At 63.3% G+C, this 12147-nt stretch carries 9 protein-coding genes; 3 read left to right on the top strand and 6 right to left on the bottom strand.

Translation table 11 applies throughout. From position 1 onward, the window contains the following. Nucleotide 1 precedes the first annotated feature (1 nt). The 6 genes from ACFIQF_RS07480 to ACFIQF_RS07455 form a co-directional block, all read right to left on the bottom strand. Nucleotides 2-682 (bottom strand): aspartate/glutamate racemase family protein, encoded by a 681-nt coding sequence (locus tag ACFIQF_RS07480; RefSeq protein ID WP_393941592.1) that lies wholly within the window; start codon nucleotides 680-682, stop codon nucleotides 2-4. A gap of 14 nt (nucleotides 683-696) precedes the next feature. After that, complete coding sequence (locus tag ACFIQF_RS07475) at nucleotides 697-2157, bottom strand: MFS transporter (RefSeq protein ID WP_393941590.1); 1461 nt, start codon at nucleotides 2155-2157, stop codon at nucleotides 697-699. Nucleotides 2158-2464: 307 nt separating this feature from the next. Then, complete coding sequence (locus ACFIQF_RS07470; RefSeq protein ID WP_393941589.1) at nucleotides 2465-3307, bottom strand: MurR/RpiR family transcriptional regulator; 843 nt, start codon at nucleotides 3305-3307, stop codon at nucleotides 2465-2467. A gap of 231 nt (nucleotides 3308-3538) precedes the next feature. Further along, nucleotides 3539-5863 (bottom strand): NADP-dependent malic enzyme, encoded by a 2325-nt coding sequence (locus tag ACFIQF_RS07465; protein WP_393941587.1) that lies wholly within the window; start codon nucleotides 5861-5863, stop codon nucleotides 3539-3541. 158 nt (nucleotides 5864-6021) lie between these two features. Continuing rightward, nucleotides 6022-7509, bottom strand: coding sequence for a nucleobase:cation symporter-2 family protein (locus ACFIQF_RS07460; RefSeq protein ID WP_393941585.1), 1488 nt, complete (start codon nucleotides 7507-7509; stop codon nucleotides 6022-6024). A gap of 294 nt (nucleotides 7510-7803) precedes the next feature. Continuing rightward, nucleotides 7804-8745, bottom strand: coding sequence for a LysR family transcriptional regulator (locus ACFIQF_RS07455; protein WP_393941584.1), 942 nt, complete (start codon nucleotides 8743-8745; stop codon nucleotides 7804-7806). A gap of 156 nt (nucleotides 8746-8901) precedes the next feature. Between ACFIQF_RS07455 and ACFIQF_RS07450 the strand changes: the two genes are divergently transcribed. The 3 genes from ACFIQF_RS07450 (at nucleotide 8902) to ACFIQF_RS07440 (ending at nucleotide 12135) form a co-directional block, all read left to right on the top strand. After that, nucleotides 8902-9867, top strand: coding sequence for a Bug family tripartite tricarboxylate transporter substrate binding protein (locus ACFIQF_RS07450; RefSeq protein ID WP_393941724.1), 966 nt, complete (start codon nucleotides 8902-8904; stop codon nucleotides 9865-9867). A gap of 64 nt (nucleotides 9868-9931) precedes the next feature. Continuing rightward, nucleotides 9932-11563 (top strand): gamma-glutamyltransferase, encoded by a 1632-nt coding sequence (gene ggt, locus ACFIQF_RS07445; RefSeq protein WP_393941582.1) that lies wholly within the window; start codon nucleotides 9932-9934, stop codon nucleotides 11561-11563. Between the two features lie 185 nt (nucleotides 11564-11748). Next, entirely contained in the window at nucleotides 11749-12135 is a 387-nt protein-coding gene (locus tag ACFIQF_RS07440; RefSeq protein WP_393941580.1) for a GNAT family N-acetyltransferase, read from the top strand. Nucleotides 12136-12147: the final 12 nt, after the last annotated feature.

Raw genomic sequence — 12147 nt, 5'->3', positions numbered from 1 at the left:
CTCAAGCCCTCAGAGGCTGCGGCTCAGTGCTGGCTTGGCCGAGCAGCGCGAGCAGGCGGTTCACCGCAGCCGGGATGGGCGCAATGATCGGCACGCTGAAGCGGTGCTTCAAGGCAATGGCCGCCTGGCCCAAGGGGCCGCCGCCAATGATGACAGCTTCGGCCCCGTCTTCGCTGATGCAGCGCTGCACGGCTTCGGCCAGGGCCTGCTCCAGCAACTGAGGGTTGGCTGACAGCGCGCGCGGGTCGCCTTCGGTCAGGCGGATGCCGGTGTATTGCTGCGCCATGCCCACCGCTTCGGCGCGGCGGGCAATGGCGGCCGCCAGCTCGGGGGTGACGGTGGCCACACCAAAGCGCCGGCCGTTGGCGCCGGCTTCGAGCATGGAGGCTTCGGCAATGCCCACCACCGGCAAGGGGCAGAGGGCGCGCAGGCGCTCCAGGCCGGGGTCGCCGAAGGCGCTGACGATGACGCCCGCCCAAGCGGGCCCCGCGCTGCGCCAGCATTGCTCCACCTCGGCGGCAGCGGCTTGCAGTTCGTCCTCGTTGACGATCATGCTCGGGCCGTTCTGCGCCGTCTCGCCGTGCACCTGGAGCAGCGCCGGGCTGCATTGGCTGGCGATGTCCACCATCATGCGGGTGGTGGCGCTGGACGAGTTGGGGTTGATCAGCAAAATTGGCGTCATGGCGGGGCACATTCTCAGGTGGGGCGGACCTGGTTTACAGCGATATCGGGTTGCTCGGGCGCAGGGGTTTCGCCGGGCAGCGAAACCGCATCGGGCGATTGTCCATAGGTTTCGGGCACGCTTTGCACGCTGATCACAAAGATCACGTACATGGTGGCAGCCAGGCCAAACACGCCGGGCAGGCCAAATGCATCGAACAAGCGGCCCGCCACCAGTGGCATCAGTGCGCCAGCAGCCGTGCCCGTGGCCAGGATGAAAGCCGTGCCAAAGGCGCGCACGCGGGTGGGGTAGAGCTCAGGCGCAAAGATCCAGATCGTGGTGTTGAGCAGCAGCACAAAGAACTGGAACACGGCGCCGGCAATCAAGATGGTGAGAATGCTGTTGGCCACAAAACCAATCGTCAAGGCCGCTGCGCAGGCACAGATGGCGCCAGCCGTCAGCACCCGTTTGCGCGGGAAATGAAAGCCCAGCGCCGAAGCCGCAATCGCGCCCAGCAGGCTGCCGCTTTGCATCACCATGGTGAACATCAGGCTCTTGGACATGCTGTAGCCCAGGCTCACCAGAATGGTGGGCATCAGCGTGAGTACGGAGATTTGCGCGCCGTAAGTCATCCAGATCGTGATGCACAGTGGCACGGTGCGGCGGGCCAGCTTGCCACGGAAAATCTCGGTGATGCGCACCTTGGCCTTGGCCACCACCGATTCTTGCGGGCCGGGGCTCAGGAACTGCTGCGTAGGAATATTCTTGGCTGTGAGCTTGCCGCTGGCCAGGCGCGAGAGCACCACATTGGTCTCTTCGATACGGCCTTGCGAGAGCAGAAAACGCGGCGTCTCCGGGATGTAGCGGCGGTAGAAAGCGGCCAGCAGCGCGGGCACCATCAGGCAGGCAAAGAGCCAGCGCCAGCCGTTGTCGCCCGGGAACATCCAGAACACCAGCAAGCCAAACGCCGGCGCCAGAAAGTTGCCCAAGCCGCCTGCGCCCACGTTGACCAGGCCGACCGCCGTGCCGCGGAACTTGCTCGAGCAGAACTCGGCCATCATGGTCACGGCAATGGCGATTTCACCGCCCAGGCCAAAGCCGACGACGGCACGGCCAATAGCCATGACCGTGAGGTTGGGCGCCAGGGCGCAGATGCCGGCGCCTATGGTGAACAGCAGCAGGTCGATGGTCAGCATGACCCGGCGGCCATAGCGGTCGGCGATCAGGCCCGAGATGATGCGGCCAATGGCCGCGCAGGCAAAGGTGACCGTATTGAGCATGCCGATGTCAGAGGCGGTCAAACCCCATTGCTCTTTGAGCATGGGGCCGACAATGCCCACCGCGTTCTGCTCGAAGCTGTCGAACAGACAGCCGATGAGAATCAGAAAAATGATGGTGTGGTGCGATCGGGTGACGCCGATCTTGTCGAGCGCGCTGTCGAGTTCGGCGACACGCGGGCTATCGACTCCAGAGGAAAGTGCAGGTCCACCAGCCATGGGATAACTCCTTGAATTGAGAAGTGCTTGCGCGACGCGAGCAGAACAGCATCAGCACGGTGATACTAAGCGTTACGCCTTGTTTTGACATATGGATTTCACTTATAAAAATTAGTGAAAGTGAAATTTCACATGCGAGCATGCCAATGCAAGATGTGTGCCTGCCGTTTTTCAGAGGCTGGCGCAGGGCTGGTGCGGTGTCTTGTCGGGAGGGCGTTGGCTGTTGTAGTGCAGTGCTGCACCCGTACAGGGCGCAGGCGCACCACGAAAGCGCAGGCTGCGTGTCGTGGAGAACGCGAACAGGTTCCTAAAGCTCGCCGGTGTCTTCGTGGGCCTGCTCAATGGCGGCCAGGCGCTTGCGGCCTGCTGTGCCTGCGGCCTCGATCACCATGGTGGAGAGCAGGTCGCAAAGCGCCATGACCGCGACGTGGTTGTCGAGCAAGCCCGGGCCGTAGCAGTCGCATTGCAGCGACCAGGTGGCCTGCGGAAAATCGGCCGAAGTCTGGTCGCTGATGTACAGAATTTTCACGCCCTTGGGGGCTGCGTGCTGGAGCAGGGCGTCCATCTGGCGCGTCTGGCGGCGTGTGCCGAAGATGACGAGGCAATCGCGCTCGCTCATGCTGGCCAGGTACTCGGCCAGGGTTTCGCCCGGGCCGGGAATGCAGAGTACGTTGGGCACCACCTGGATCAGCTGCCAGCGCAGATAGCGCGCAAATGCCTGGCTGCTGCGGCTGCCGAAGACCAGCACCTGGCGCGCAGCGATGATGGCTTTGACGATCTCCAGCATCTGTTTGTCGTTCAGGCGCTCGAAGGTGCTGTTCAGGTTGGAGATGGAACGCTCCAGGTGCGTGGCCACCAGGTTGGAGGCACGCAATGCCTGGCTGGCAGACTGGAACAGCGGCGAGCCGCTCTGCTTGTCTTCGCGCACCTGTTTGCGCGCATCTTCGTAGTTGGCGTAGCCGATGCGCCGGATAAAGCGGCTGACCGTCGACGGCGACACGCCCGCCAACTGGGCCAGCTCGTTGCCGGCATAGCTGGCCAGCTCGCCAGGGAACTCCAGCACAAAGTCGGCCAGTTGCCGCTCGGTGACGGGAAGCGAGTCCAGGTGCTTGCGTACCCGTTGCAAAAAGGATTCGGAGCCGATGCGCATCGGCAGATTCTATGCGCTGCGGGCAGGGGAGCTGCCGCATTGCGCAGGTCTGCCAACATCTGGGCGAAGCGCAGATGGCGTTGCCAAGGGCGTGGATGCTCGCCATTCCGCGTTCGTAAAAAAACCAACAATCCCCATCAGCCAAACTAAAAAAAACCTCCACCGCCCAAAGGCAGCAGAGGTTTTGTGAATGTGCTGGAAAGCCGGTGCTACAGCGAGCACCGGGCTTTATCAGGCTTGCGCGCGGCGGGCAGCGGCGCTGGCCACGGCCAGGGCGGTCATGTTGATCACGCGGCGCACGGTGGATGCGGGCGTCAGGATGTACGCGGTGGCAGCGGTGCCCATCAGGATGGGGCCGACGGTGACGCCGCCGCTGGTGGTGGTTTTGAGCACGTTGTACAGAATGTTGGCGGCGTCCAGGTTGGGGCAGACAAGCACGTTGGCCGAGCCGCTCAAGGTGGTGTCGGCCGCTTCCATGTAGCGGTTGCGGATGCTGGGCTCCAGCGCGGCGTCGCCGTGCAGTTCGCCGTCGCATTCGATCTCGGGGTGGCGGGCCACGAAGATGTCGCGTGCTTCACGCATTTTGCGGGCCGAGGCGCGCTTGGAGGCGCCGTAGGTGGAGTGCGAGAGGAAGGCGACCTTGGGCGGCAGGCCAAAGCGCTGCACTTCTTGCACCGATGCCCAGGCGATGTCGGCCAGTTGCTCGGCGCTGGGGTTTTCGTTGACGTAGGTGTCGGCAATGAAGAGCGAGCCGTTTTGCTCGGTCATCAACGCGTTCAGCGCGGCGTATTGCTGCACGCCTTCGGCACGGCCGATGACGTTGTGGATGCGCTCCAGATGCGTTTCGTAGGTGCCCACCAGGCCGCAGATCATGGCGTCGGCATCGCCGAGCTTGACCATCAGCGCTGCGATGATGGTGTTGGAGCGGCGCACCGCTGCCTTGGCCACTTCGGGCGTCACGCCGTCGCGCTTCATCAGCTGGTGGTAGCTCTCCCAGTACTGGCGGAAGCGGGGATCGTCCTCGGGGTTGCAGACTTCTACGTCCTTGCCCAGTTGCATGCGCAGGCCGGCTTTGGCGATACGCGAGGCGATCACGGCGGGGCGGCCGATCAGGATAGGGCGCGCAATGCGGTCGTCGATCACGATCTGCGCGGCACGCAGCGCGCGCTCGTCTTCACCGTCGGCATAGGCCACGCGCTTTTCGGCTTCGGGCAGCTGCTTGGCGGCGTTGATGACCGGGCGCATCAGAATGCCGGTCTGGTAGACGAAGCGGGTCAGGTTTTCCTTGTACGCTTCCATGTCTTCGATGGGGCGCGTGGCCACACCCGATTCCACAGCGGCCTGAGCCACGGCGGGCGCGATCTTCATGATCAGGCGCGAGTCGAAAGGCGTGGGGATCAGGTAATCCGGGCCAAAGGTGAGCTCTTTGCCGGCGTAGGCGGCGGCCACTTCTTCGCTGATGTCGGCCTTGGCCAGATCAGCGATCTGGCGCACGCAGGCCAGCTTCATGGCTTCGGTGATCTTGGTGGCGCCGCAGTCGAGCGCGCCACGGAAGATGTAGGGGAAGCACAGCACGTTGTTCACCTGGTTCGGGTAGTCCGAACGGCCGGTGGCGATGATGCAATCGGGGCGGATGGCCTTGGCCAGCTCGGGGCGGATCTCGGGCTCGGGGTTGGCCAGCGCCAGGATGATCGGCTTGTCGGCCATGGTCTTGACCATCTCGGCCGTCAGCACGCCAGGGGCCGAGCAGCCCAGGAAGACGTCGGCGCCGTTGACCACGTCGGCCAGGGTACGCGCTTCGGTTTTTTGGGCGTAGCGGGCCTTGGAGGCGTCCAGACCACCGGGGCGGCCTTCGTAGATGACGCCCTTGGAGTCGACCATGTAGATGTTCTCGCGCTTGACGCCCAGGCCCACCATCACGTCGACGCAGGCAATGGCGGCCGCGCCGGCGCCGGAGACGGCGACCTTGACCTTGCCGATGTCCTTGCCCACCAGCTCCAGGCCGTTGAGCAGGGCGGCGCTGGAGATGATGGCGGTGCCGTGCTGGTCGTCATGGAACACCGGAATGTTCATGCGCTTGGACAGCTCTTGCTCAATATAGAAGCACTCGGGTGCCTTGATGTCTTCGAGGTTGATACCGCCGAGCGTGGGCTCGAGCGCGGCCACGATCTCGATGATCTTGTCCGGGTCGCGGGCGTCCAGCTCGATGTCGAACACATCAACGCCGGCGAATTTTTTGAACAGACAGCCCTTGCCTTCCATCACCGGCTTGCCGGCCAGCGGGCCGATGTCGCCCAGGCCCAGCACGGCGGTGCCGTTGGTGATCACGCCCACCAGGTTGCCGCGCGAGGTGTACTCGGCAGCCTTGCTGGGGTCGGCCTGGATGTCGAGGCAGGGGTAGGCCACACCGGGCGAGTAGGCCAGCGACAGATCACGCTGGTTCGACAGGGGCTTGGTGGGTGTGACCGCAATCTTGCCCTTGCTGGGGCTGCGGTGGTATTCGAGCGCGGCTTCGCGCAGTGCCTGTTCGGCGGCGGAGAGTTGTTGTTGTGCCATATGTCAATCCTGAAGGGGTCTGCAGCATCATAAATGCGCCGGCCCACCCCTGCGCGGTAGTGGGCCACCATTTCAATGTTGCAATGCAGCATTGGCGCGGGCTGTGGCAGAAAAACCGCCTGTGAGCAAGTGCTACGCTGGCGGCGGGTGTCGGGTTGTCAGTGCGCGTCGGCCTGTCGGGCGGCGGCCACAATGGCGGCTTCGTCGTGCTTGGCGCCGTTGAAGAACACGTTCAGGGCCACGGCGCAGATCGATGCCAGCAAGATGCCCGATTCGATCAGCGGGTGGATGGCGTGCGGCATCCACTGGCGGAAGTTGGGCGCAATCAGCGGCACCATGCCGACGCCAATCGACACCGCCACGATCATGGCGTTGTAGCGGTTGTTGCGGAAATCCACATTGCCGAGGATGCGAATGCCGGTGGCCGCCACCATGCCGAACATCACCAGCCCGGCGCCGCCCAGCACCATGGTGGGCAGCGATTCGACCAGTGCGCCGAGCTTGGGCAGCACGCCCAGAATGATCAGGATGAAGCCGCCGGCCACGCAGACAAAGCGGCTTTGGATGCCGGTGACCGCCACCAGGCCCACGTTTTGCGAAAAGCTGGTGTAGGGGAAGGTGTTGAAGATGCCGCCGAGCAAGGTGCCCAGGCCGTCGGTACGCAGGCCGCGCGTCAGGTCGTCGCGCGAGACGTCTTTGTTCGTCATGTCACCCAACGCCAAAAACATGCCCACCGATTCGATCATCACCACCACCATCACCAGGCTCATGGTCAGGATCAGGATCGGGTCGAACACCGGCTTGGCAATCTCGAACGGCATCACAAAATCGAACCAGTCGGCCTGGGCCACTTTTTCGTAGGTCATGAAACCCATGGCGGTGGCGACGATGGCGCCGATCACAATGCCGGCCAGCACGGCCACATTGGCCAAAAAGCCCTTGGCAAACTTGGTGATCAGCAGGATCGACACCAGCACCAGGCCCGAGATGGCCACGCCGCCAAGATCGGCGTATTTGGGGTTGGGGATGGAAGGCAGAATCGCCATGCCTTTGGGGATGGGCGGCAGCGAGGAGCCGGGCGCGCCGGCCATGGCTTGCGCTTCTTGCATCCACTTGGCGTATTCCGGGTTCACCACGGCCGGGGCGGTGGGGCCGACCGGGTTGCCAAAAATCCAGTTGATGCCCACGCGCATCAGGCTGATGCCGATCACCGTGATGATGGTGCCGGTGACCACCGGCGGGAAAAAGCGCAGCATGCGGCTGATGTACGGCGCTATCAGGATGGATACCACCCCGGCGCCTATGACCGAGCCAAAGATCAATCCGGCACCATAGGTGCCGCCCGTGGTTTGCGCCATTGACACCATCGGCGCCACGCTGGCAAAGGTGACACCCATCATCACCGGCAGCTTGATGCCGAACCAGCGCGTGGCGCCCCAGGCCTGGATCAGGGTGACCAGGCCGCAGACGAACAGGTCGGCCGAGATCAGTTTGGCGATCTGGTGGTGGTCCAGGTTCAGCGCCCGGCCCACGATCAAGGGCACGGCCACCGCGCCTGCGTACATCACCAGCACATGTTGCAACCCGAGCGCCGTGAGCCGCCCGAGCGGCAGAACCTCGTCCACGGGGTGTTTGCTTGACTGCATTCCTTCACTCCTATCGCGAAAAACCTTGCACAGCAGGACCCCGGTTGTACTGAGTCCATACAAAAAGTGTATACACATTTGTGCGCCAAGCTTCTCCCGGATTACCCTGAAAAACGCAGAAACTGTGTAAGCGCGCACTGCCTGGGTTTGCTATTAAATCAAGAGCTTAAGACCGATGCTGTGTAGAGATTTTCTTTAGAAAAGGCTGAGGTTTTTGCAAGCGCAACCCCCGCCAGCAAGCATGGCGGCGGTGGTAATCGGCTGGTAACTGCTGCGGGGCTTGCCAGTCCGGTTTCAGTGCTCGGTGGCGCGGGCGCTTTGCTCCAGGCAAGCCACGAAATCCATCAAGGTGGGCGTGGCGTGTTCGCGCTTCCACATCACGGTGATCGGGCCAAAGCGGATGCTCGAATCCACGGCAATCTGCCGCAGCAGCCCCAGCTGGGCCTGGTAGGCGGCCATGGACTCCGAGCACACGCCCACGTAGTCGCCCTTGTGCAGCAAGGCCTGCATCATGGCCAGCGAAGCGGTCTCGGCGCGTGGCCGCAGCCAGGAGGCGCCTCGCTCAATCAGAAAAGCATCCATCTGGATGCGGGTGAGCGTGCCGCTGGGCGGCATGACCCATTGCTCATGCAACAAATCAGCAAAGTCCAGCGCACCGGAGGCGGGCCAGAACTTGCTGCCCTGGCCGATGACGATGGCCACGCGGTCTTCGAACAGCACGCGGTGCTCCAGCCCAGGCTGGTGGGCGCGGGCGTCGAGCACGCCGACCACCGCATCCATGGCGCGGGTTTCCAGGCCTTTGAGCAGATTGTCGAAAGGCCCGTCGTGAATAGCCACGGCCACGTCGGGGTACTGCTGCTGGAAGCGGCTGACCGCCTCGGGCAAACCGCCGGCTATGCCCGCCCACACGCTGCCGATATTGAGGCGCGGCACGCGGCCGGCCGCAACGGCGTGCATCTCGTGGCCGGCGCGGGCAATGTCGCCCAGCACGCTGACGGCCAAGCGCTTGAGCAGCTCGCCCGCAGGTGTGAGCTGGATGCGCCGCCCGCGCACCACCAGCGGCGTGCCGACCGCGCTCTCCATCTCGGCCAGCCAGTGCGACATGGCCGACTGCGTCATATGCAGTCGCTCGGCAGCCTGGGTCAGCGTGCCGGCTTCGTCCAGTACCAGAAAAGATTCCAGATGCCGTACCTTGAGCCGTCGCGCCCAGGCCAGGCCGCCTGCAGGTTCAATCATGAGTATTCCTTCATGTATCCATTGTGCCTTTTCACTAGGAACATGTGGCATTCCTCATGACAATGGACTTGGATTTTGTTGTTGTCCCCCGTTTTTCAGGAACTGCTTGTGTCTCTACCTTTGAACCCTGTCTCCAAGCTCCTCTCCGGGCTTGCCATGGCCGCTGTTGCCACCGTCGCTGCTGTTGCGGCCTTGCCAGCGCAAGCGCAAAACGCGCAAAGCAACTACCCCAACCGGCCGATCAAGCTGGTGGTTTCGCAAGCGCCGGGCGGCAGCTCGGATACCATCGCCCGCTTGTGGGCAGAGCACGCGGGCAAGGCGTTGGGCGCGACCATCGTGGTGGAAAACAAGCCCGGTGGCGGCGGCATCATTGCGGCGCAAAATGCGCTCAACGCGCCTGCCGATGGCTACACCTTGCTTTACGGAAGCGTGTCGCTGATGGTGCTGAACCAGTTCACCTACAAGCCGCTGCCTTACAACCCGGAGAAAGATTTCACCGGCGTGGCCATGCTGAGCACCAACTCCTTTGCACTGGTCACCAACCCAGCCACCGGCATCGAGACGCTCAAGCAGCTCACCGACAAAGCCAAGGCGGCGCCTGGCAAGCTCAACTTTGCCTCGGCCGGCCTGGGCAATTCCACCCACCTGGCGGTCGAGCTGATGGCCGATGCGCTCGGCATCTCGATGACGCACATCCCCTACAAGGGCGAGGCCGACGGCATCATCGCCACCATGGGCGGCCAGACCGAGGTGATGGCGCCCGTATATGGCACGGCGCTGCCGCACATCAAGGCCAAAAAACTCAATGCGCTGGCCGTGCTCTCGCCCCAGCGCATGCCGGAGCTGCCCGATGTGCCCACGCTCAGCGAACTGGGCGTAAAGGGTTTTGACACCATGGGCTGGAGCGCCGTGGTGGCGCGCGCTGGCACGCCGCCCGAGGTGGTGGAAAAGCTGAACAAGGCCACCGAGGCTTTCCACAAGAACCCGGATGTGCTGGCCAAGCTCGGCACCCTGGGCGTGATTCCGGTTGCCGGCCCCGCTTCGCTGGTGATGGAAACCACCGTGCGCGATGCCAAGGCCTGGGGCCCTACGCTTAACAAGCTCAATCTCAGCGCCAAGTAATTCGGTTGACTGAACCTGTTTTGCAACCCGCCCCTCGCTGCAGGGGCTTTCTGCTGAATCAACGATGAAAAAACAAGCAATGGTCGTCTGCCCGCAGCCTGAGGCTGCCGAATCGGGCATCGAAATTTTGCGTGCCGGTGGCAATGCGGTCGATGCTGCCGTGGCCACCGCGCTGGCGCAGACCGTGGTCGACCCCATCATGTGCGGCATTGCCGGCTTTGGCACGGGCGCGGTCTACATGCCGGGCAAAAGCGTGCACGAGTATTTCGACTTCCACTCGCCTGCGCCGCTGGCCGCCCGCGAAGACATGTGGGAACACCTGCTTGAGGGCGAAACCAAGGACGGCTTCGGCTTCATCCTGACCGGCCGCGTCAACGACATCGGCCCGCAATCCATCGGCACGCCGGCCACGCTCAAAGGCCTGGAAGCCATGCACCAGGCCCACGGCCGCCTGCCTTGGAAAGAGGTGGTGGAGCCCGCTATCCGCTGGGCCGAAGACGGCTTTTTTGTGCGCCCCGGCATGCACGCTTTCTGGATCGATGAGCCCACCATGGGCCGCGTGGGCAACCTGGAGCGCTTGCAGTATTGCGAAGAAAGCCGCCAGTTGTACTGCCGCCCCGACGGCCGCCCCAAAGCCATTGGCACGCCGCTGCGCAACCCCGGCATGGCCAGCGTGCTGCGCCAGGTAGCCGAAGAGGGCACGCAGCCGTTCTACCACGGTGATCTGGCGCAGAAGATGGTGGCGCACCTGCAGTCGCTCGGCGCGCTGATCACGCTGGACGATCTGGCGCAATACCAGGTCACGCGCAACCAGCCGCTGGTGGGCAGCTACCGCGACCGCACCATCACCACCAACCAGCCGCCCGGCGGCGGCGCCATGTTGCTGGAAATGCTCAACATCTTGGAGCAGTTCGATCTGCGCGGCCTGGAGCACAACAGCCCGGAATACATCCAGCTGGTCTGCGAGGTGATGAAAAAAGCCACCTCGGACAAAGACCGCTACATTGGCGACCCCAAGTTTTTCGACGTGCCACTGGAGCGCCTGCTGTCCAAGGACATGGCGGCCGAGGTGGCCGCACAGATCCGCGCCGGCCAGCGCTTTGCGGTGGAGCGCGTGAACCCGGGCGCGCCGGTGCCACGCGACACCACGCATCTGAGCGTGATCGACGCCGATGGCAATGCCGTATCGATGACGCACTCGCTGGCCATGCCATCGGGCATCATCACGCCGGGCATGGGCTTCCAGTACAACGGCTGCATGGGCGTGTTCGACCCGCGTCCCGGCCGCGCCGGCAGCATCAAACCGGGCAAGAGCCGCTTCACCGCTTCGTGCCCGACCATGACTTTCAAAAACGGCGAGCTCGACGTGGTGCTGGGCGCACCCGGTGGCACGCAAATCGTCATGGGCGTGCTGCATGTGCTGCTCAACGTGATCGACCACCAGATGGAAATGCAGGCCGCCGTCTCAGCGCCGCGCTTCTCCTCTACCAGTAATTCCATCGACGTGTGCAACCGCATCCCGCGCTACACCACGCGCGCGCTGGAAGAGCAGGGCTACGCCATTGGCCGCAACCCCTACAACTACACCATCGCCTGGGTGCACGGTATCCAGGTTCAAGCCGACGGCCTGCACGGCGGCGCCGACCCGGGGCGCGATGGCGTGGCTTACAAGTGGATGGCTGACGCGGCGGGTTGAGTGGGTAGCTGTTAGCGGCTCAACGCCGGTCAGATGCCCGCTGACTGGTGTTGGCCTGCCGATACAGCACTTGGGGCTGAAGCAGGTGCTTGTTATGCTTTCTGCTCATCGAGTGTGAACGCAGAAGCGAGGCGGCGATGCAAGACTTTCGGATAAGCACCAACCGGGCAGATTTGGACCTGGCCATGATCCACCAATTTCTGTCCGAGCAAACCACTTGGGCGAAAGGCATACCGCTTTCCGTGCTGCAACGAGCCATGGAAAACTCCCTGTGTTTTGGCGGCTTTATCGGCCATTCGCAGGTGGCATTCGCCAGAGTCATCTCCGACTACGCCACTTTTGCCAACCTGGTCGATGTGTTTGTTCTGCCCGAACAGCGCGGCAAAGGTTTGAGCAAATTGCTCATGCAGGCCGTGTTCAACCACCCGCAGCTGCAAGGGCTGCGCCGTTTCAGCTTGGCCACCTCCAATGCGCATGGCTTGTATGCCCAGTTCGGTTTCAAGGCCCCGGCGTTTCCCCAGACACTGATGGAGCGCTATTCTCCCAACATTTATTCCGAGAACCAAGCTTGAGCTGCTGAGCAT

Origin of the sequence: Comamonas trifloxystrobinivorans (assembly GCF_043359985.1) — a bacterium.
In the GTDB taxonomy this organism is placed as follows: Bacteria; Pseudomonadota; Gammaproteobacteria; order Burkholderiales; family Burkholderiaceae_C; genus Comamonas; species Comamonas trifloxystrobinivorans.
This window is presented reverse-complemented; position numbering and strand designations above follow the sequence as displayed.